Annotated in this window: 21 protein-coding genes; 9 read left to right on the top strand and 12 right to left on the bottom strand. The window is 63.8% G+C overall.

The window, feature by feature from the left end:
* Window positions 1-22 precede the first annotated feature (22 nt).
* Entirely contained in the window at window positions 23-349 is a 327-nt protein-coding gene (locus ABIB99_RS30765) for a hypothetical protein (protein WP_028158248.1), read from the bottom strand.
* A 98-nt stretch (window positions 350-447) separates the two neighbouring features.
* Between ABIB99_RS30765 and ABIB99_RS30760 the strand changes: the two genes are divergently transcribed.
* The 4 genes from ABIB99_RS30760 to ABIB99_RS30745 all read left to right on the top strand — a co-directional run bounded on the left by ABIB99_RS30760 (window position 448) and on the right by ABIB99_RS30745 (window position 4,909).
* Entirely contained in the window at window positions 448-1,383 is a 936-nt protein-coding gene (locus ABIB99_RS30760) for a LysR family transcriptional regulator (protein WP_135216926.1), read from the top strand.
* 299 nt (window positions 1,384-1,682) lie between these two features.
* On the top strand, window positions 1,683-3,149 hold the full coding sequence (locus ABIB99_RS30755; RefSeq protein WP_354179167.1) for an amidase family protein: 1,467 nt from the start codon (window positions 1,683-1,685) through the stop codon (window positions 3,147-3,149).
* Between the two features lie 146 nt (window positions 3,150-3,295).
* Window positions 3,296-3,877 carry a TetR/AcrR family transcriptional regulator gene (locus tag ABIB99_RS30750; protein WP_135216709.1) on the top strand — a complete coding sequence of 194 codons (582 nt, stop codon included), beginning with the start codon at window positions 3,296-3,298 and terminating at the stop codon, window positions 3,875-3,877.
* A 225-nt stretch (window positions 3,878-4,102) separates the two neighbouring features.
* Window positions 4,103-4,909, top strand: a complete 807-nt coding sequence (locus ABIB99_RS30745; protein ID WP_354179165.1) for an outer membrane protein — start codon at window positions 4,103-4,105, stop codon at window positions 4,907-4,909.
* Window positions 4,910-4,985: 76 nt separating this feature from the next.
* Here the strand turns inward: ABIB99_RS30745 and ABIB99_RS30740 are convergent, their stop codons facing one another.
* The 6 genes from ABIB99_RS30740 to ABIB99_RS30715 all read right to left on the bottom strand — a co-directional run bounded on the left by ABIB99_RS30740 (window position 4,986) and on the right by ABIB99_RS30715 (window position 8,760).
* A complete protein-coding gene (locus ABIB99_RS30740; RefSeq protein ID WP_028153663.1) occupies window positions 4,986-5,192 on the bottom strand; it encodes a YodC family protein in 207 nt (68 codons plus the stop codon).
* A gap of 329 nt (window positions 5,193-5,521) precedes the next feature.
* Window positions 5,522-6,271, bottom strand: a complete 750-nt coding sequence (locus ABIB99_RS30735) for an HAD family hydrolase (RefSeq protein ID WP_155795378.1) — start codon at window positions 6,269-6,271, stop codon at window positions 5,522-5,524.
* Window positions 6,262-7,149 carry an oxygen-dependent coproporphyrinogen oxidase gene (hemF, locus tag ABIB99_RS30730; RefSeq protein WP_354179162.1) on the bottom strand — a complete coding sequence of 296 codons (888 nt, stop codon included), beginning with the start codon at window positions 7,147-7,149 and terminating at the stop codon, window positions 6,262-6,264. Before hemF ends, ABIB99_RS30735 begins: the two co-directional genes overlap by 10 nt.
* Before the next feature lie 115 nt (window positions 7,150-7,264).
* A complete protein-coding gene (locus ABIB99_RS30725) occupies window positions 7,265-7,630 on the bottom strand; it encodes a 6-pyruvoyl trahydropterin synthase family protein (RefSeq protein WP_354179254.1) in 366 nt (121 codons plus the stop codon).
* Window positions 7,631-7,647: 17 nt separating this feature from the next.
* Complete coding sequence (queE, locus tag ABIB99_RS30720; RefSeq protein WP_063985150.1) at window positions 7,648-8,283, bottom strand: 7-carboxy-7-deazaguanine synthase; 636 nt, start codon at window positions 8,281-8,283, stop codon at window positions 7,648-7,650.
* 18 nt (window positions 8,284-8,301) lie between these two features.
* A complete protein-coding gene (locus tag ABIB99_RS30715; RefSeq protein WP_354179159.1) occupies window positions 8,302-8,760 on the bottom strand; it encodes a tRNA (cytidine(34)-2'-O)-methyltransferase in 459 nt (152 codons plus the stop codon).
* Between the two features lie 278 nt (window positions 8,761-9,038).
* Here ABIB99_RS30715 and petA point away from each other — a divergent pair, with 278 nt between their 5' ends.
* The 5 genes from petA to ABIB99_RS30690 all read left to right on the top strand — a co-directional run bounded on the left by petA (window position 9,039) and on the right by ABIB99_RS30690 (window position 15,463).
* On the top strand, window positions 9,039-9,569 hold the full coding sequence (gene petA / locus ABIB99_RS30710; protein WP_063985148.1) for a ubiquinol-cytochrome c reductase iron-sulfur subunit: 531 nt from the start codon (window positions 9,039-9,041) through the stop codon (window positions 9,567-9,569).
* A gap of 62 nt (window positions 9,570-9,631) precedes the next feature.
* Complete coding sequence (gene fbcH, locus ABIB99_RS30705; protein WP_063985147.1) at window positions 9,632-11,695, top strand: cytochrome b/c1; 2,064 nt, start codon at window positions 9,632-9,634, stop codon at window positions 11,693-11,695.
* Window positions 11,696-11,840: 145 nt separating this feature from the next.
* Entirely contained in the window at window positions 11,841-12,515 is a 675-nt protein-coding gene (locus ABIB99_RS30700) for a dienelactone hydrolase family protein (RefSeq protein WP_063985146.1), read from the top strand.
* 233 nt (window positions 12,516-12,748) lie between these two features.
* Window positions 12,749-14,914 (top strand): anthranilate synthase component I, encoded by a 2,166-nt coding sequence (locus ABIB99_RS30695; RefSeq protein ID WP_354179156.1) that lies wholly within the window; start codon window positions 12,749-12,751, stop codon window positions 14,912-14,914.
* Window positions 14,915-14,923: 9 nt separating this feature from the next.
* Window positions 14,924-15,463, top strand: a complete 540-nt coding sequence (locus ABIB99_RS30690) for an adenine phosphoribosyltransferase (RefSeq protein WP_354179154.1) — start codon at window positions 14,924-14,926, stop codon at window positions 15,461-15,463.
* 24 nt (window positions 15,464-15,487) lie between these two features.
* Here the strand turns inward: ABIB99_RS30690 and ABIB99_RS30685 are convergent, their stop codons facing one another.
* From ABIB99_RS30685 to ABIB99_RS30665, 5 genes are all read right to left on the bottom strand, one after another.
* Window positions 15,488-15,820 (bottom strand): GIY-YIG nuclease family protein, encoded by a 333-nt coding sequence (locus ABIB99_RS30685; protein ID WP_354179152.1) that lies wholly within the window; start codon window positions 15,818-15,820, stop codon window positions 15,488-15,490.
* Window positions 15,821-15,913: 93 nt separating this feature from the next.
* Complete coding sequence (locus tag ABIB99_RS30680; RefSeq protein ID WP_354179150.1) at window positions 15,914-16,582, bottom strand: hypothetical protein; 669 nt, start codon at window positions 16,580-16,582, stop codon at window positions 15,914-15,916.
* A 60-nt stretch (window positions 16,583-16,642) separates the two neighbouring features.
* Window positions 16,643-17,395, bottom strand: coding sequence for a P-loop NTPase family protein (locus ABIB99_RS30675; RefSeq protein WP_085402523.1), 753 nt, complete (start codon window positions 17,393-17,395; stop codon window positions 16,643-16,645).
* A 194-nt stretch (window positions 17,396-17,589) separates the two neighbouring features.
* Window positions 17,590-18,792 (bottom strand): M48 family metallopeptidase, encoded by a 1,203-nt coding sequence (locus tag ABIB99_RS30670; protein WP_166350213.1) that lies wholly within the window; start codon window positions 18,790-18,792, stop codon window positions 17,590-17,592.
* A 32-nt stretch (window positions 18,793-18,824) separates the two neighbouring features.
* Window positions 18,825-19,385: a LemA family protein gene (locus ABIB99_RS30665; protein ID WP_014497379.1), complete on the bottom strand. Its 561-nt coding sequence runs from the start codon at window positions 19,383-19,385 to the stop codon at window positions 18,825-18,827.
* Window positions 19,386-19,422: the final 37 nt, after the last annotated feature.

Below are 19,422 nucleotides of genomic sequence, written 5' to 3'. Positions count from 1 at the left end.
CCGCGCCCGCTAGGCTCGAACCTTAATTTGTGACGGGCGCCGCCTTGCGGACCAACACTTCGTTGCCCGCCCGGCTGATTTCAAGCGCACGTGGCTGCTGGGACGTTGAGAGAACAACGCTTTGGCCTGGCGCAAGAACAGAGACTACGCGGATTGGCGTTCCCGTCTCGCCCTGAGCAAGGGTCGTCACGACATGGAACCCATCGCGCTCAACGGTGTAGTAGGCGACGCCGGACACCCCGCCGAGATCGATGCTCTTTGCCTGAATTGGCCTGAGGCTGTCTGCATGAGCGGTTCCAAAAGCGGCTAAGGCTAGTGTGGCGGCTAAAAGGCTACTGCGGATTGACATGTTGATCTCCTTTAGCTGGGCGGTGGGCCACGCCCTCCGTTCCCTTGCCACATAACATGGGCGGCCTATGCTCATTGATCAAACAGATTGGATCGATGATGGGTATCGATGCCGTCAATCTAAGCCATCTCGACCTAAACCTACTGGTTCACCTCGATGCCTTGCTTCGCGAACGTAGCGTCACGCGAGCTGCGGGCCGCGTGGGCATTGGTCAGTCGGCGATGAGCCACAATCTCGCCCGCCTGCGTGACCTGTTCGGCGACGAGCTTCTGACGCGCGGGCCCGACGGCTTGCGCCTCACTCCTCGTGCAGTGATGCTGGTAGAGCCGGTGCGGGCTACGCTGTCTCAAATCCAAACGATCGTCTCGCGCGACGACGCATTCGATCCAGCGACGGCAGAGCGGACCTTCAGGTTCGGACTCCCAGACAGCATGGAAATCCTGGTCCTTCCCGCTCTCCTCGCACGCCTGCGCAAGGTTGCGCCTGGCGTCCATTTGCGCCTCTACAACATCGACTCGTCGAGACTTCTGGATGATCTCGATGCCGACGAACTGGACCTCGCTATCGGCTATGACGTCTTTCCTCAGGGCCAGATCCACCACAAGCGGCGTCTGCTGTTCAACGAGAGCTATCTGTGCATGTTCAACGCGGAGATAACGGGCATCACCGACGCCCAAATCTCGCTCGAAGATTATGTGCGGTTACCTCATGTTCTCACGAGCCTGCGGCCGGGCCGGACTGTGCGCGGCGTGGTAGACGACGCCCTTGAGAAACTGGGATTGCGGCGGACGGTTGTCCTGACCACGCCTCGCTTCCTCACTGTCCCTGCCTTGGTGGCACGCGCACCTGTCGTCGTGACAATGCACGCGCGGCTGGCTCGGTTGTTCGCCACAGAACTCAAGCTTAGCCTGAGCCAGCCTCCGGTGGATTTGCAGGACGTAGCTGTTTCACTGCTCTGGCACGCTTCCTACGATCACGATCCATCTCATGCGTGGCTGCGTCAGATCTTGGTGGAATTGGTCTCCGAGCTTTGAGCTGGCCGCCACCCCGCGTGGAGCGGTGCCGACTCCACAGGCCGCATGTCGCCTTTTAGCCCCTTAGCAGACGTTCCAGCGCTCTGGGTCGATGGCGGCTTGTGACCCAAAGCAGAAATCGCCGTTGAAACCAATCATTGCCCGTAATCCATCGGCACCTCACGCTCATGTGTCCCCGGCGAGGCCACCACTTCTATTGAATTACGATCGTAATTTAATATTGTGACCGTAATGGCATCGAGCTGAGCCGCTGTTGGGCGGCGGCCGGGTGCCGCCAAACAGCTCCTAGCGAGGATTTCATGGACGACACGACCACGGCCTCACGCCACGTCGCATCGCGACAAACCACAGATGTCGACTCGCTTGGGCTCGCAACCGCTGCAGCAGCGATTCGCAACGGCGACATCACCTCGGAGGCCTACACCGCGGCGCTCTTACAGCGCGCCCGAGCGCTTGCCGAGCTGAACGCCTTCATCACTATCGACGAGGCCGGGGTGCTCGCGGCCGCGAGGGCCGCAGACAAATCGCGTGCGGCCGGATCGGCGGCCCCGCTCCTTGGCGTGCCGCTTGGGGTGAAGGACAGTTATTTGACCAAAGGGCTACCTACCAGCCTGGGCGTCGAAGGTCTCGCTCATTTCGTGCCGCGCGAAGATGCCGACGCTGTCCGGGCCATTAAGGGGGCAGGCGCCTTGGTCTTCGGCAAGAACAACCTCGTCGAGCTGTCATACGGCTTGACCGGTCACAACGCACGTTACGGCCAGGTCAAGAATCCACACGCACGAGATCGCGTGTCGGGCGGCTCCTCAAGCGGCTCCGCCGCATCCGTGGCCGCCGGCATCGTTCCCGCATCCTTGGGCGGTGACACCGTTGGGTCGATCCGGGTGCCCGCATCGTTCTGTGGCGTCGTGGGCTTCAAGCCAACCACTGGACGTTGGCCACGCGACGGCGTTGCGCCGATCTCCCATACGCTCGATACGACGGGCGTGTTCGCCCGAAACGTCGAGGACTGCATTTTGGTGGATCAGGTCGTGACCGGTGAACAGGCTGCGGAGTTCTCCAACGGCGGCTACGGACTGAAGGGGGCCCGGCTGGCCTTCGCGCCGCGACAGTTCCTGGATCTGGTGGACTCAGAAGTCGAGACCCGCTTCCGCGAGGTGGTTCGGCGCTTGCAGGACGCCGGCGCCGAGATCGTTGAAATAGACCTTGGCGACGATTTCAATTCCCTGGTCCAAACCGCAACATGGGGCATCTTCGCTCATGAGACGATGGACGAAATTTCGGAGTTTCTTCGCCGCCATGACATTCCGACCACGTTCGAGGCCATTTACGAGGGCCTTAAGCCCCAACTTCGGCAGGCGTGGGGGCACATCGTACTGCCGGGTGGTGCAGGTGCTACCTCGGCAGAGGCCTATCAGACTGCGCTCGACGTGAGCCGGCCGGAAATCCAGCGCCGGCTCAACACGGCGTTCGTCTCTCATGGGGCGCTGGTCATTCTGCAACCGACCACGCCCTGCACGGCGCCTTTGATCGAGGAGCAGGCGACGGTCCATATCGCGGGGCAGGAAGTTAGCTACCTCGCTTTGGCGAACCACACCGTGTCGGCAAGCAGCGTGGGGTTGCCCGGTGTCAGCCTTCCTGTTGGCTTGTCTCGCGCGGGGCTGCCGATTGGGCTTGAGCTGGATGCCCCCTTGGGGAGCGACCGGGGGCTTCTAAACCTTGCCCGCGGCATCGAGGGCATCTTTGGCGCAGAGTCGAGTGCGATCTAACGTCGTGATCGACCAGCATCCGTTTTCAGTCGGTTTGGCCGCGATGATGTCGATCCAGTGGCCTAGCAACTTGATCGCGACCTCCAAGCTTTGCTGGAAGCGGCCGCCGCGTAAGGGCCGCGGGATATTGGTGGAGAGGAGAGAAGATGCGCTTCGAGAAAGGTCATAAGGCGGCGACGCGACGGCACATCATCGATGTGGCGTCGAAGTGCATGCGCCGGAACGGCATCTCCGCCACCGGGATCGCCGGGATCATGGACGAGGCCGGCCTGACCAAAGGCGCATTCTCTCCGCACTTCGAATCCAAAGATGCGCTCGTTCGCGAGGCGCTGGCGAGCGCGCTCGACGACCAGCAACATCGCCTCGATGAGGATCAGCGGAGCGGCCCGGACCTTGAGGGCGCGATCCGGAGATACCTGAACCGTGCTCACCTCGAAGACCCGACGGGCGGATGCCCCTCGGCGGCGTTGCTCCCCGAAATCGCCCGACAGCCCCTGTCCACAAGGAAAGATTACGAGAAGGGGCTGCGAAGCTACGTTGCGACATTGGCCGCACTGCTTCCTGACGCAGATGCATCAGCGAGCCGCCGCCGCGCGACCGCCATCTTCGGCCTCATGGTGGGCACCCTTCAGTTCGCGCGGGCCGTGCCCAACGCTGCGCAGGCGGAGCAGATCCTGGAAGGCGGCGTTGAGGCCGCCTTGCACTTGGCACGAGCTCCCTCTCGCTAGATTAGAAAGCCGGGAGAGGCAGTCCCTCGAGGTCCGCTTCACCAAACAGAGCAGACACGGCGTCGCATTGTCCGCCCCGAGCAGCGAAGGGCGTCGCCGGCTCCGAGCGCAACGATTGGGCGATCTGATTCGCGCATTCAATCGCGCTTTGATGCTGCGTTGGTTTTGCTTCATGATGATTGGCAGGCCGCCAGTGCGGCTCAATAAGGGGGGTGTTGAAATGCATTGCTGTCGACAGTCGCTCTCGGCCCGATCACGGCCCAGGCTGCGGATCTGGCGCCGGTCCGTATGTCGTCGAAGGCTCCCGCTCAGGTGGGCAACTGGACGGGATTCTATATCGGCGGCAACGTTGGTTATGGCTGGGGCAGCTACGGTGCGTCGAACGCCACCGGGACAATCGTGAACTCGAATGGCGGTTCGGGCATCTATGGCTTCAACCCCGTATCCGGCAACGGCAATGGGGTCACCGCCGGTATCCAGGCCGGCTACAACTGGCAGATCGAGCAGACTGTGCTCGGCATCGAGGCTGATTGGCAGTATCTCAATTCAAAGGCCAGCACCGGCAACTCGGCTATTGCTGTTCCCGTCTTCATCGGCGGCAATTTCAGCGGCAGCACGTCCGTCAGCACCGATTGGTATGCGACCTTCCGTGGCCGAGTGGGTTATGCGTTTGGGCCGGCGTTGCTCTACGCGACCGGCGGTATTGCGTTGGCCGATACCAAGGTCAGTGCGAACGCTACGGGCAGTATCGTCACTGCCCTCTTCCCGCCAACCCTGGGACCGCTGGGCTCCATGAGCGCTTCTGACAGCGCCGTCCTGATCGGCTACGCGGTTGGCGGCGGTTTCGAATATGCTCTGGGGGCAGGGTGGTCGGTCAAGGGCGAGTATCTGCACATGGGTTTCGGCACGAAAGGCTACAACTTGACCGGCTCGCTTCAATCGCCGGCCGGGTTGACGGGCGTCATCGCGACTCACGTCGATATCAAGCCGAGCTTCGACATCGCCCGCGTTGGTGTGAACTATCGCTTCTGATCAGCGGATCTGAAGACGTGAAGAAAGGGAGACTTCAGGTCTCCCTTTCTCGCAATCGCAGGCCGCTTAGGCGTGCCTACTCGTCATCCTCGTCTTCGTCCTCATCCTCGTCGTGATCTTCCACTTCCAGGCGGTCGAGCGCGGCCAGCGGCAGCGTCTCGCGGAACAGATCGCCTTCCGAGCCCATCCAGAGGCAGAGGATGTCGTCGCCTTTCACCTCTGCGACGGTCAGCGGCTGGCCGCCGGATTTCAGCATCACGACGTCGCCGGTTTTCAGTTCCATGGATGGTCCTTTCGGGGTTGATCGACGAGAGGGGAGGCTAGCAAGCCGTCATGACAGGCCGATCACGGGCTATGGGACCCGTGAATTGGCTGCGGCTTGCACAGACTGCCGAAACGTCGATGGCAGAGGTTCGAGTGGGGGATCGCTCGAGGTCACCAGGGGCTATTCCGTCCCAGGCGCGGCGATGATGGCATCATGCGCCTGTTTTGCCCGACGCGTCAAATGATTTCGTAAAATCAGCAATGCATTGCGTTTGCGGCAAGCTGTTGAAATTGCAGCAGTCGGCTACTGTGCATGGGGTTGTTTTCGATGTTTTGTTTTCGCCTGGGTTACGGCTGGTCCGGCACGAGATCGGTCAGCGAGCGGATGATGCGGTCGGGCTTGACGGGCGAGCCTTCGGGCAGGCCGTCGCCATGCACGTCGATCCAGATCGAGTAGATGCCGAGGCGCTGCGGCGTCACGACTTCCCATTCCAGATTGTCGCCGATCATCCAGGTGTCTTTCGCGGTGACGCCGAGCGCGTCCATCGCGTGCAGATAGGCGCGCTCCTCGGGCTTGCCGAAACCGTGCTCGCCCTCGATCTGGATGTGATCGAAGCGATGCGTCAGCTCGAAGCGCTCGACCTTGGCGCGCTGCATGTCGGCGGCGCCGTTGGTGACCAGCGCGAGTTTGACGCCGCGTGCCTTGAACGCGTCGATCGCATCATGCGCACCGGGAAACACGAAGATCGCTTCTTCGCGATAGGTCGTGAAGCGGTTGGCGAGGCGATCGGCGAGATCGTCGGAGAGGGCGCGGTGGCCGTCGGCGGCGAGCGCGGCGAAGCCGCCCCGCACCGTGAGCCGCCGTGCCTCGCCAAGCTTCATCCGCCACGCGGCTTCCGCATTCGCCCAGAAGTTTCGTGCGAAGGCCAAAACTGCGGTCGCGACCTGCTGCGGCGGCAGCGGCGCGAGCTCGTCGGCAAATTCTTCTGCGATCGTATTCCAGGCGATCTCGGGCCGGCCGTAGGCCGACAGGATGGTGTCGTCCATGTCGATCAGCATGGCGCGCGGCAGCGGAGGCATCGCGGTGCTCATGGCCATTTCACCTCCGGCGGCAGCGACGACAGGATGGAGTCCACGTTGCCGCCGGTCTTGAGCCCGAAGATGGTGCCGCGGTCGTAGAGCAGGTTGAATTCGACATAGCGACCGCGCCGGATCAATTGCTCCTCGCGATCCTCCGCGGTCCATGCGCTCGCGAAATTGCGCCTGACGATGTCGGGGTAGATCTTCTGGAAGGCGCGGCCGACATCCTGCGTGAAGGCGAGGTCGGCGTCCCAGTCGCCGCTGTCGTGCCAGTCGTAGAAGATGCCGCCGATGCCGCGCGCCTCTTTGCGGTGCGGCAGGTAGAAATACTCGTCGCACCATTTCTTGTACTTGTCGTAGTCGGCAACGCCGTTCGGGCCCGTGCAGGCCTCCTTCATCGCGGCGTGGAAGGCGAGCGTGTCGGGATCGTCCTGCGTGCGCCGGCGGTCGAGCACCGGCGTGAGATCGGCGCCGCCGCCGAACCAGGCTTTTGTGGTGACGACGAAGCGCGTGTTCATGTGCACGGCGGGCACGTGCGGATTGCGCAGATGCGCGATCAGCGAGATGCCGGAGGCCCAGAACTTGGGGTCGTCTGCCGCGCCCGGGATCTGCGCGCGAAACTCGGGCGCGAATTCGCCGTGCACCGTCGAGCAGTGCACGCCGACCTTCTCGAACAGGCGGCCGGACATCATCGACATCACGCCGCCGCCACCGGGCGCGCCGGTATGATCGGTGCGCTGCCAGGGCGTGCGTTTGAAGCGCCCGGCCTCGCCCGGATAAAGGCTTCCCGGCGCGTCATCCTCCAGCCGCTCGAAGCTCGTGCAGATGTCGTCGCGCAAAGCTTCGAACCAGGCGCGGGCGCGCGTCTTGCGGTCTTCGATTGTCGAGATGTCCATATCCAATTCCAAAACCGGTCTCGTAGGGTGGGCAAAGGCGCTCTTGCGCCGTGCCCACCATCTTCACTGTCGTCCTGATTGGTGGGCACACTGCGCCTTGCCCACCCTACGAATTTCACCCCTCCGGACCGTAATAGGTGCAGCTCTCGTTGCAACTGTCGCGGTGAATACTGACGCGGGTGAGCTTGCCGATATGCTGGAGCCGCTCCCAGACGAAGCGCGAGAGGTTTTCCAGCGTCGGTGTGCCCAGCGCCTCGATCTTGTTGAGGTATTTGTGGTCCAGCGTGAGCCGCACGTCCTCGATGGCGCGCTGGACGAGGCCGAGATCGACCACCATGCCGGTCGCAGGATCGGGCGTGCCGCGCAACGTCACCTCGGCGCGGAAGGAGTGGCCGTGGATCTCTTCGCTCGCGGCGCCAAAGGTCGTCCCCGACAATGAGTGCGCCGCCTCGAAGCGGAACGATTTCGTCAATTCCCACATCTGTTCGAAAACCAATCCTATCTGATGCCGAGCGATTTATGCGTCTGTACGCTCAGCCGCCATTGCGGATGGCGCAGGCAATAGTCGATCGCACGCACGGTGTTTTGGGCAACCTCGGGTCCGTCCATCGGCTGCAGCGAGAAGCGTTCGAAGGCGAGGTCCTCGAAGGTCTCGGGGGCGGCGAGGGCCTGCGGATAGACCAGCTTCAGCTCGTGGCCGCGGCGCTGGACGAGCTCGCTGCCGCCCTTGGGGCTGACGCAGATCCAGTCGAGCCCCTCAGGCGCCGCAATCGTGCCGTTGGTCTCGACGCCGATCTCGAAGCCGCGGGCGTGGAGGGCGTCGATCAGGGCGGCATCGACCTGGAGCAGCGGCTCGCCGCCGGTGAGCACCACGTAACGGTTGTTGTCAGCGGCAGCCGTCCATTGCGCGGCGATGGTGTCGGCGAGTTCCGCGGCCGAGGCATAGCGGCCGCCGAGCGTGCCGTCGGTGCCGACGAAGTCGGTGTCGCAGAATTTGCAGGTCGCGGCCTCGCGGTCGGCCTCGCGGCCGCTCCAGAGGTTGCAGCCGGCAAAACGGCAGAACACCGACGCGCGCCCGGCATGGGCGCCTTCGCCTTGCAGGGTCAGGAAGATTTCCTTGACCGCGTAACTCAATGATCTCTCCTCAACATCTCAAACTTGCGGGTTCCGGAGCTGCCGCAGCGCCTCGCCTGCGGCCATCGCCGCGGTCATGGCGACATTGAGCGACCGCAGCCCCGCATTGATCGGGATCACCAGCCGCGCATCCGCAGCCTCGACCACCGCGTCGGTGACGCCGGCGCTCTCGCGCCCGAATAGCAGGATGTCCGACGTCTGGTAATGAAAATCGCGGTAATCGGTGGCGGCCTTGGTGGTGAACAGCAGCAGGCGGTAGCCCTGTGTCGCACGCCAGTCCTCGAATTTCGACCAGGAGTCGTGGCGGGTCACGCTGACATGATCGAGATAGTCCATTCCCGCCCGGCGGAACAAGCGGTCGGAGAACGGGAAGCCCGCCGGCTCGATGATGTGGGCGGCGATGCCCAGACAGGCGCAGAGCCTGAGAATCGTGCCGGTGTTCTGGGCGATGTCGGGTTGGAAAAGCGCGATCTGCATGGGCTGTATCGGGGTCGGTGCGGGCCGGAAATGTCTCAATAAAACATCGCTGGCTGCGGAATTCGTGCATTGCACGCCCCCACGCCGTTAGCGGGCTTGCGCTCGCCCGGCAAGGGTGCCAATAGAACGATTCTGGACTGCTGTTTTCGCCTTGTTTCGGTGGGGACAAGTGAAGTTCTGCCGCCGCGGGGGGCCGCGGGCGCCGGCACACTGTTTTGGGGACCTTGGGGGCTCCCGGAGCGGTTCGGTCGGCAGCATAAGAAGAAAGGGTTGGAATCGTGACGACAGCGTCTTCGGCGGACCATCCGACACGCCGTGATTTCTTATTCGTTGCAACGGGGGCAGCTGCAGCAGTAGGGGGCGCAGCTGCGCTCTGGCCCTTCATCTCTCAAATGAATCCTGATGCGTCGACCATCGCCGCCGGTGCGCCGATCGAGGTCGATCTCAGCCCGGTCGCCGAGGGGCAGGACATCAAGGTGTTCTGGCGCGGCAAGCCGATCTACGTCAGCCACCGCACCAAGAAGCAGATCGACGAGGCGCGCGCCGTCAACGTGGCGAGCCTGCCCGATCCGCAGTCCGACGAGGCCCGGGTCAAGCCGGGCCACGAGCAGTGGCTGGTCGTGATCGGCATCTGCACCCATCTCGGCTGCATCCCGATCGCTCATGAGGGCAATTACGACGGGTTCTTCTGCCCCTGCCATGGTTCGCAGTACGATTCGTCCGGCCGCATCCGCCAGGGGCCCGCGCCCGCGAACCTGCCGGTGCCGCCGTACCAGTTCGTTTCCGACACCAAAATCCAGATCGGCTGAGCTTCGGGCCTTCGCCCGAAGCTTCGCGCCGTCTCGTCGTTATATTTCCTCAGGATCGCATCATGAGCGGACCATCCGACTACCAGCCGAGCAATCCGGCCCTGCAATGGATCGAGCGACGTCTGCCGATCATCGGTCTCGTCCATTCCTCCTTCGTCGTCTATCCCACCCCGCGCAACCTGAACTACTGGTGGACCTTCGGCGCCATCCTCTCCTTCATGCTGGGGATGCAGATCCTGACCGGCGTGGTCCTGGCGATGCATTACACGCCGCACGCCGATCTCGCCTTCAAGTCGGTCGAACTGATCGTCCGTGACGTCAATTACGGCTGGCTGCTGCGCAACATGCATGCCTGCGGCGCGTCGATGTTCTTCTTCGCGGTCTACGTCCACATGCTGCGCGGCCTCTATTACGGCTCCTATAAGGAGCCGCGCGAGGTGCTGTGGATCCTCGGCGTCATCATCTACCTCCTGATGATGGCGACGGGCTTCATGGGCTACGTGCTGCCGTGGGGCCAGATGAGCTTCTGGGGCGCCACCGTCATCACCAATCTGTTCTCCGCCATTCCCTATGTCGGCGAGAGCATCGTGACGCTGTTGTGGGGCGGCTATTCGGTCGGCAACCCGACGCTGAACCGCTTCTTCTCGCTGCACTATCTGCTGCCGTTCCTGATCGCTGGCGTCGTCGTGCTCCACGTCTGGGCGCTGCATGTCGCCGGCCAGAACAATCCTGACGGCGTCGAGCCGAAGACGGAAAAGGACACGGTGCCGTTCACGCCGCACGCGACCATCAAGGACGGGTTCGGTGTCGCCTGCTTCCTGCTGCTCTACGCCTGGTTCATCTTCTACATGCCGAACTATCTCGGCGACGCCGACAACTACATCCCGGCGAACCCGGGCGTGACGCCGCCACACATCGTGCCGGAATGGTATTACCTGCCGTTCTACGCGATCCTGCGTTCGATCCCGAACAAGCTTGCGGGCGTGATCGGGATGTTCTCGGCGATCATCATCCTGTGCTTCCTGCCCTGGCTCGATGCCGCCAAGACCAGGTCGTCGAAGTACCGTCCGCTGGCCAAGCAGTTCTTCTGGATCTTCGTCGCGGTCTGCATCCTGCTCGGCTATCTCGGCGCGCAGCCGCCGGAAGGCATCTACGTGATCGCCGGCCGGGTCCTGACGGTCTGCTACTTCGCCTATTTCCTGATCGTGCTGCCGCTGCTCTCGCGCATCGAGACGCCGCGGCCGGTGCCGAACTCGATCTCGGAGGCGATCCTGGCCAAGGGCGGCAAGGCGGTGGCCTCGGTCGCCATCGCGCTCGTTGCCGCCGGCGCGTTGTTCCTCGGCAGCCTTCAGGACGCTCGCGCCTCCGAAGGCAGCGACAGGCCGCCGGGCAACAAATGGTCGTTCTCCGGCCCTTTCGGTAAGTACGACCGCGGCGCGCTCCAGCGCGGCCTGCAGGTCTACAAGGAGGTCTGCTCGAGCTGCCATGGCCTGTCCTACATCGCCTTCCGCAACCTCGCGGAAGCCGGCGGCCCCGGCTATTCGGTGGCGCAGGCAGCGGCGTTTGCGTCCGACTACAAGGTCAAGGACGGCCCGAACGATGCGGGTGACATGTTCGAGCGCCCGGGCCGGCCGGCGGACTATTTCCCCTCGCCATTCCCGAACGAGCAGGCGGCCCGTGCGGCGAACGGCGGTGCGGCGCCGCCCGATCTGTCGCTGATCACCAAGGCGCGCTCCTACGGTCGCGGCTTCCCCTGGTTCATCTTCGACTTCTTCACCCAGTACCAGGAGCAGGGCCCGGACTATGTCGCGGCGGTGCTCCAGGGCTTTGAGGACAAGGTGCCTGAAGGCGTGACCATCCCGGAAGGCTCCTACTACAACAAGTACTTCCCGGGCCACGCGATCAAGATGCCGAAGCCGCTCAGCGACGGCCAGGTAACCTATGGCGACGGCTCGCCGACCACGGTCGCGCAATATTCCAAGGACGTCACCACGTTCCTGATGTGGACCGCCGAACCCCACATGGAAGCGCGCAAGCGCCTCGGCTTCCAGGTGTTCGTGTTCCTGATCATCTTCGCGGGCCTGATGTACTTCACGAAGAAAAAGGTCTGGACCGACTCCCACTGAGCGGATCGAGAAGAAAATGAAGAAGCCCCCGCGAGGGGGCTTTTTTGTTGGACACGAGCGTGTGTTGTTTGGCGCGATTGCCTATCGCGCTCCCAGCGGCCAAAATACTGCCAACCGCTCCCCCAGAAACTCATCGGAGGACACCATGGGAACCGCCATCACCTTCAAGCGCCCGGACGGCAAGGACGCCTCGGGCTATCTCGCCAACGCCGCGCGCGGCAACGCGCCGGGCGTGGTCGTGATCCAGGAGTGGTGGGGCCTGTCGGACCAGATCAAGGGCCTGTGCGACCGCTTTGCGCTCGCCGGCTTCGATGCGCTGGCGCCTGATCTCTACAAGGGCAAGGTGGTGCCGTATCACGACACGGACGCCGCCGGTAAGGAGATGAACTCGCTCGATTTCATGGACGCCACCACGCAGACCGTCCGCGGCGCCACGCAATATCTGTCGCGCAACGGCGCCAAGGTCGGGCTAACAGGCTTCTGCCTCGGCGGCGCCGTCACCATCATCGGCGCGACCAAGATTCCGGAGCTTGCGGCCGGCGTCGTGTTCTACGGCATCCCGCCAGAGCAGGCGGCCAAGCCCGCCGACGTCAAGATCCCGCTCCAGGCCCATTTCGCCAACAAGGACGACTGGTGCACGCCGCAACTGGTCGATGCCTTTGAAAACGGCATGAAGGCCGCCGGCAAGTCGCTCGAGCTGTTCCGCTATGATGCCGAGCACGCTTTCGTCAACGAGCAGCGCCAGGCCGTGCACGACCGCGAAGCCGCCGAGCTCGCCTGGGGCAGGGCGACGGAGTTTTTCAGGAAGCATCTCGGCTGATCGCCTGGAGCCCGGACGGCATCGGGCCCACCCTTGACGCCGTCCCCGCGCCATGGTGAGTATCCGCCCCATGAGCACCGCCGTCCGCCCAGCCCGTCTTTGGTGGCGCACCTCCTAAAGAGGTGGCCGGTGCGATTTCATTTCTCAAAATCGTCGAAGGTCGCCACGCAGTGCGGCGGCCTGATCGTTTGTCCTGTGTGGCGTTTCCTCGGCAAGTTTCGTAAGAGGACGACATGAACAGGACAGTCTTTGCCCTCCCGGCCCGAAGTGACTACGTGACCCGCGGCGGTCTCGCGATCACGCGTGTGGCGGAGCAGTTCACCGGCGGCGCCAACAGGCTCGACGATCTCATCAACCTGCTCGACCGCCGCCGCGGTGTGGTGCTGTCTTCGGGCACGACCGTGCCCGGCCGCTACGAGAGCTTTGACCTCGGCTTCTCCGACCCGCCGCTCAAGCTCGAGACCACTGGCGTCAATTTCAAGCTGGAAGCGCTGAATGAACGCGGCCAGGTGCTGATCGCCTTCCTGGCAGACGTGCTGCGCGAGCCGTGCATCGTGATCTCCGAGAAGACCGCCACGCGGCTTGCCGGCCACATCATCCGCGGCGATGCGCCGGTCGAGGAAGACCAGCGCACGCGGCGCGCCAGCGTGATGTCGCTGGTGCGCGATCTCGTCGCCGCCTTCTCCGCCAACGATGACGGGCTGCTCGGCCTGTTCGGCGCCTTCGCCTACGACCTCGTGTTCCAGATCGAGGACCTCGTGCAGAAGCGCGCACGCGAGCAGGACCAGCGCGACATCGTGCTCTACGTCCCCGATCGCCTGCTCGCCTACGACCGCGCCACCGGCCGCGGCGTTGTGCTGAGTTACGATTTTGCGTGGAAGGGCAAGTCCACCGAAGGCTTGCCGCGCGAGACCGTCGAGAGTCCGTACCTCAAGACACCACGCCAGGGCTTTGCCGATCACGCGCCTGGTGAATATCAGGCCACCGTCGAGACCGCGCGCGCGGCTTTCGCGCGCGGCGATCTGTTCGAGGCGGTGCCGGGACAGCTGTTCGCCGAGCCCTGCGATCGCTCGCCGGCGGAAGTGTTCCAGCGCCTCTGCGTCATCAACCCGTCGCCCTACGGCGCCCTAATGAATCTCGGCGAGGGCGAGTTCCTCGTCTCCGCGTCGCCGGAAATGTTCGTGCGCTCGGACGGCCGCCGCGTCGAGACCTGCCCGATATCGGGCACGATCGCGCGCGGCACCGATGCGATCGGCGATGCCGAGCAGATCCGCCAGCTCCTGAACTCGGAGAAGGACGAGTTCGAGCTCAACATGTGCACCGACGTCGATCGCAACGACAAGGCGCGCGTCTGCGTCCCCGGTACGATCAAGGTGCTGGCGCGGCGGCAGATCGAGACCTACTCAAAACTGTTCCACACCGTCGATCACGTCGAGGGCATGCTGCGTCCCGGCTTCGACGCGCTCGATGCCTTCCTCACCCATGCCTGGGCGGTGACGGTAACCGGCGCGCCAAAACTCTGGGCGATGCAGTTCGTCGAGGATCACGAGCGTTCGCCGCGGCGCTGGTATGCCGGCGCGATCGGTGCGGTGAATTTCGACGGCAGCATCAACACCGGCCTCACCATCCGCACCATCCGCATGAAGGATGGTCTCGCCGAGGTGCGCGTCGGTGCCACCTGCCTGTTCGATTCCGATCCCGCGGCCGAAGACCGCGAGTGCCAGGTCAAGGCCGCAGCCCTGTTCCAGGCGCTGCGCGGCGATCCGCCGAAACCACTCTCGGCCTTCGCTCCCGATGCGACCGGTTCGGGCAAGCAGGTGCTGCTGATCGACCACGATGACAGCTTTGTGCACATGCTGGCCGATTATTTCCGCCAAGTCGGCGCCGACGTCACCGTGGTCCGCCATGTGCATGCGCTCGACATGCTCAAGCGGAAGAGGTGGGATTTGCTGGTGCTGTCGCCCGGACCAGGCAGGCCCGAAGATTTCGGGATCAAGAAGACCATCGATGCGGCGCTGGAGAAGAAGCTGCCGGTGTTCGGCGTCTGTCTCGGCGTGCAGGCGATCGGCGAATATTTCGGCGGCGCGCTCGGTCAGCTCACGCATCCCGCGCACGGCCGGCCCTCGCGGGTGCAGGTGCGCGGCGGGCGCCTGATGCGCAATTTGCCGAACGAGATCGTCATCGGCCGCTATCACTCGCTCTATGTCGAGCGCGACAGCATGCCCGAGGTGCTTGATGTCACCGCCAGCACCGAGGACGGCGTCGCCATGGCGCTCGAGCACAAGACGCTGCCGGTTGCCGGCGTGCAGTTCCATCCGGAATCGCTGATGTCGCTCAGCGGCGAGGTGGGCCTGAGGATTGTCGAGAATGCGTTCCGGCTGGATGCGCGCGTTGATTGAGAGGCACCAATGACCTTTGACCACGATCTGAAGGCGAGCGTCCGCACCATCCCCGACTATCCCAAGCCGGGGATCCTGTTCCGCGACATCACGACCTTGCTCGCGGATGCGCGCGCGTTCCGTCGCGCGGTCGACGAACTGGTCAATCCCTGGGCCGGCAACAAGATCGACAAGGTCGCCGGCATGGAAGCGCGCGGCTTCATCATCGGCGGCGCGGTGGCGCACCAGCTCTCCGCCGGCTTCGTGCCGATCCGCAAGAAAGGCAAGCTGCCGCACACCACCGTGCGCATCGCTTACTCTCTCGAATACGGCATCGACGAGATGGAGATGCATGTCGACGCGATCCGGCCCGGCGAGCGCGTGATCCTGGTCGACGACCTCATCGCCACCGGCGGCACTGCGGAGGGCGCGGTGAAGCTGCTGCGCCAGATCGGGGCTAATTTGGTCGCCGCCTGCTTCATCATCGATCTGCCCGATCTCGGCGGCGCCGCCAAGCTGCGCGCCATGGACGTGCCGGTGCGTACGCTGATGACATTCGAAGGGCATTGAGCCCCGTCGGCGCCCCGGCGATCGTCAGATCGCCTCGGCCTTCAATGCGGACCGCCAATGCAGCATGCGCTCCTTCAGGAGCGCGTTCCTGACGTAGTCCGTCTCCTCATCTTCCAGCCGCTCGCATTCGCCGAACGTCAGGCCCGCCTCGCCATGCGCGTTCCAGGCGGCCTGGAGGGTACGGCAGGTGTGGCTGCCCTGGCGGAGTGAGAACCAGATGCGGTTCTGGATGGTCTGCAGGTTCGGCGCCTGGCCGACCCAGGCCTCGGCCGATGCCGTACAGCGGACGACGTAGATGCCCGCAATGGTCTTGCGCTCCTTGTAGGCGGCGATGGCTGCCTTCCGGTCGATGCTCACGGGGGTGGGACCTTGCTGAGAGGGATACCGATCTCCGCCTCTCAATAGGCCCGGCCGGGCCCTCAGTCAATATTATCCGGGTAAAATTTCGCATCAGGACCGCTGCAGGATCAGGCTTAGCTCGAGCTCGCGGAAGGCGATGTAGTTCCGCCGGGTCCACTGGTGCAACTCAGTGGAGGCGTCCTTCTCCTGGCGCAGATAGCCGGTGAAGGAGAAGTTGAGCCGGTCGATATAGGTCTTGAGGAAGCCGGGCAGCGCAGGCAGGCGAAACACCCGCCCGGGCGCCATCGCGGCCGGCAGCTCGCCGCGCACGATGTGCTCATTGTCCACCGTGATCAGGTTCATCCGGGGGATTTGCCCGCGCAGCATCTCGTGGGCGCGGGCCGAGACGCGATCGGTATCGGCCACGAACAGGATCATCGGCGCGACGTGGCGGCGCGCGGCCTCCTTCAACAGGCCGATCTCGTCGCTCATCTTGAAGAACTCGTCGAAGGCGTGGAAGCCGAGGTCGATCACCTTGGCCATGCCGTCATCGACGATGACGCGGTCCATCAGCTGCATCTTGCCGTAGGTGTCGATCACATCAGCCGTTTCGGTGACCTTCGGCAGATAGTCGAGTAGCGACGGTTCCTTCAGGTTGACGTCGAAGGCCGCGACGTCGCCGTTCTTGAGCAGCAAAAATTCGCTCAAAAGCCGCGCCAGCAGCGTCTTGCCGACCTGCGGGCGGGGCGAGCAGATGATGTAAAGGGGCGTCGCGGGCATCGACAGCTATATCAGGCGAACTTACCGCCCAATCCAGCCGTATCCGCCCGGGCTCTGCAACTATTTTTCGCTGTTGCGGGTGGCGGGCTTCGAACCGACGATGTCGGTCAGCCGGATCCGGTCGAACTCGCTCCAGACATTCGCCAGCCAGTGGCGGACATAGCCGCGCAGCACGAAGGAATAGTTCGCGGCTTCGTCGTTGATGCCCTTGTTGGCGACGAATTTCAGGAACGGGACGGAGGACACCTCGACCTGCTCATAGGCCATTTCGTTGAGCTTGGGGATGGTCAGCTCGGTCGCGTCCTTGATGCGGTGGAAGTAGGAATTGTAGGTCGCCTGGTCCCACTGGAAGAACTGGGTGTCGTTGATGAAGTTCTTCACCAGGAAATATTTTGCGCCGCCCATGAAGCCCGCGGTCTCGGCGATTTCGTCGAGCGACGCGATCGAGGGGCCCAGGATGTGGAACACCGCGAAGGTGATCTGGCCGGCCTTGGCGGCGTCGAGGAAGCCGATGTCGCGCAGCGAGGCCAACGCCGGCGAGAGCAGGCCGGCGCGGACGTCAATCACGGTCACCGACGGGCTCGCCGCGTTGAGCGTGTCGAAGATCTTCATCTGGTCCGAGGTCGTCATCATGTCGACGATCTCGGTGATCTCGGGGTGAAAGCGCTTCAGGGTTCCGCGCGGCGACTCCGTGTCGAAGGCGCGCGTCGGTACGTTGTTGGCGGAAAAATAATCGAGCAAGGTGCGCGACACCGTGGTCTTGCCCACCCCGCCCTTGTCCGCGCCCACCACAACCACTGCCGGCTTTGCCATTGCTGTCCCCTAACGCGCCCTCCGACTGCGCCTTGCAATCGGTCGGGCCCCAAATCGATGTCCCAAGTCTGCTGTTGGGCGCGAACATGGCAGAAACAAGGGAGAATTCAAATCCTCGGCCCATGGTTGTGGCAATTTCCGAGGTTTTTCCCAATCGCAACGCAACCCTTCGCAAGTCGCTTAAAATCCCGCCCTTAACGACGGCCCCATGGGCCCATCGGATTGCCGGCTGCAGTTCCGGAGGGTGCGGGCACGGGCGGCGGACTGGCCGAGCCGCCTGCATCGTCCCAAGGCCCCTGGCGCAACGGCGGCGGGCCGCCCTGCCGCTCCACCTGTGCCTCAGGCTCGTCCGCCTCGTCGGGCGGTGGCAGCGGGCCGGGATCATGGCCGCCGGCGAACTTGACCAGCGCGTCGACCCGGGACTGCACCGAGGGATGGGTCGCGAACAAATCGGCAAAGCCCTCGCGCGGATTGTCGACGCAGAGCTCCATCACCGCCGAAGTCGCGCCCGGCAGCTCGCCGCGGTTCTCGATCTTGCGCAGCGCCGAGATCATGGCGTCCGGATCTTTCGTCAGCTCGACGGAGCCTGCGTCGGCGAGATATTCGCGCGAACGTGACAGCGCGAGCTTCACGACCTGCGACAACAGCCAGGCCACCACGATCAACACGACGGCGATGATGATCACGATCACCGCGCCGCCGCCGGAGCTCTTGCTGTCGCTCGACGACGAGGACGATCGCGACGATGAGGATGAGCCCGACGACCACGAGCCGCCGGAGCCGGAGCTCCAGTTGAAGCTCGTGAACAGGCGGAAGAACAACTCGCCGAAGAAGCCGACCACGCCGGCGATGATGACGGCGACGACCATGAGCTGCACGTCGCCGTTCTTGATGTGGGTCAGCTCGTGGCCCAGCACCGCCTCGATCTCCTTGTCATCAAGCGCATTGAGGAGACCCGTGGTCACGGTGATCGAATATTGCCGCGGATTGAGGCCGGTCGCGAACGCGTTCAGCGCCGGGCTCTCCATGATCTTCAGCTTCGGCATGGTGATGCCGCGCGAGATGCAGAGGTTTTCGAGCAGATTGTAGAGCCGCGGCTCTTCCTGCCGGGTGACGTCGTGGCCGCCGGTCACGGCATCGATCATCGACTGGTGGAAGAAATAGGCGATGACGATCCAGACCGCCGCCGCGATCGTCGCGAACGGCGCGGCGACGATGAGGTCGTGGAAAGCGCGGCTCAGATAGTAGGCGACAGTGCCATTGCTGTTGATGACGACTTCCGCGACCAGCGCGCCGGCATAGACCAGCACGTAGACCAGCATGAACAGGCCGGCGAGCAGCAGCATCGAACGAAACTTGTTCGAGGCGATGTGCGTGTAGAGACCATACGCGGCCATGACGCGATGCCCTGCCGGCCTATCGGCTCAACTCAGAACTTCACCTGCGGAGTGGCCTCGACTTCGGTGCGGCTGGCGCCGAGATCGAAGAAGTCCTTCTTGGTGAAGCCGAACATGCCGGCGAACAGGGCGGCGGGCATCTGCTGGATGCCGGTGTTGTACTCCTGGACCGCGTTGTTGAAGAAGCGGCGGCTCGCCGCGATCTTGTTCTCGAGGTCGGAGAGCTCACTGGCGAGCTGCTGGAAGTTGGCGTTGGCCTTGAGGTCCGGATAGGCCTCCGACAGCGCGATCAGCCGGCCGAGCGCGCCGGAGAGCTGGTTCTCGGCGGCGGATACCTGTGCCGGTCCCTGCGCCGACATCGCCGAGTTGCGCGCCTTGATGACGTCGTCGAGCGTGCCACGCTCATGCGAGGCATAGCCCTTCACCGTCTCGACCAGGTTCGGGATCAGATCGTGGCGCTGCTTGAGCTGCACATCGATGTCGGCAAACGCCTGGCCGACGCGCTGGCCCAGCGCCACCAGCCGGTTGTAGGCGCTGAACGCCAGGAACACGAGGACGACGATGACGCCGAGAACGATCCAGCCGGTCGACATGGAGAACTCCTGAAGGGGGGAAGAAGGCGGGCGCAGC

This window comes from Bradyrhizobium sp. LA6.1, from assembly GCF_040547805.1.
GTDB lineage: Bacteria > Pseudomonadota > Alphaproteobacteria > Rhizobiales > Xanthobacteraceae > Bradyrhizobium > Bradyrhizobium barranii.
The sequence above is the reverse complement of the archived record's forward strand: the minus strand, read 5'-3'. Positions and strand labels throughout refer to the sequence as shown.

Coding starts and splice junctions, on each gene's coding strand:
- ABIB99_RS30765 (WP_028158248.1), bottom strand. CDS start 349: ATGTCAATCCGCAGTAGCCTTTTAGCCGCCACACTAGCCTTAGCCGCT.
- ABIB99_RS30760 (WP_135216926.1), top strand. CDS start 448: ATGGGTATCGATGCCGTCAATCTAAGCCATCTCGACCTAAACCTACTG.
- ABIB99_RS30755 (WP_354179167.1), top strand. CDS start 1,683: ATGGACGACACGACCACGGCCTCACGCCACGTCGCATCGCGACAAACC.
- ABIB99_RS30750 (WP_135216709.1), top strand. CDS start 3,296: ATGCGCTTCGAGAAAGGTCATAAGGCGGCGACGCGACGGCACATCATC.
- ABIB99_RS30740 (WP_028153663.1), bottom strand. CDS start 5,192: ATGGAACTGAAAACCGGCGACGTCGTGATGCTGAAATCCGGCGGCCAG.
- ABIB99_RS30735 (WP_155795378.1), bottom strand. CDS start 6,271: ATGGCCATGAGCACCGCGATGCCTCCGCTGCCGCGCGCCATGCTGATC.
- hemF (WP_354179162.1), bottom strand. CDS start 7,149: ATGGACATCTCGACAATCGAAGACCGCAAGACGCGCGCCCGCGCCTGG.
- ABIB99_RS30725 (WP_354179254.1), bottom strand. CDS start 7,630: ATGTGGGAATTGACGAAATCGTTCCGCTTCGAGGCGGCGCACTCATTG.
- ABIB99_RS30715 (WP_354179159.1), bottom strand. CDS start 8,760: ATGCAGATCGCGCTTTTCCAACCCGACATCGCCCAGAACACCGGCACG.
- fbcH (WP_063985147.1), top strand. CDS start 9,632: ATGAGCGGACCATCCGACTACCAGCCGAGCAATCCGGCCCTGCAATGG.
- ABIB99_RS30700 (WP_063985146.1), top strand. CDS start 11,841: ATGGGAACCGCCATCACCTTCAAGCGCCCGGACGGCAAGGACGCCTCG.
- ABIB99_RS30695 (WP_354179156.1), top strand. CDS start 12,749: ATGAACAGGACAGTCTTTGCCCTCCCGGCCCGAAGTGACTACGTGACC.
- ABIB99_RS30690 (WP_354179154.1), top strand. CDS start 14,924: ATGACCTTTGACCACGATCTGAAGGCGAGCGTCCGCACCATCCCCGAC.
- ABIB99_RS30680 (WP_354179150.1), bottom strand. CDS start 16,582: ATGCCCGCGACGCCCCTTTACATCATCTGCTCGCCCCGCCCGCAGGTC.
- ABIB99_RS30675 (WP_085402523.1), bottom strand. CDS start 17,395: ATGGCAAAGCCGGCAGTGGTTGTGGTGGGCGCGGACAAGGGCGGGGTG.
- ABIB99_RS30670 (WP_166350213.1), bottom strand. CDS start 18,792: ATGGCCGCGTATGGTCTCTACACGCACATCGCCTCGAACAAGTTTCGT.
- ABIB99_RS30665 (WP_014497379.1), bottom strand. CDS start 19,385: ATGTCGACCGGCTGGATCGTTCTCGGCGTCATCGTCGTCCTCGTGTTC.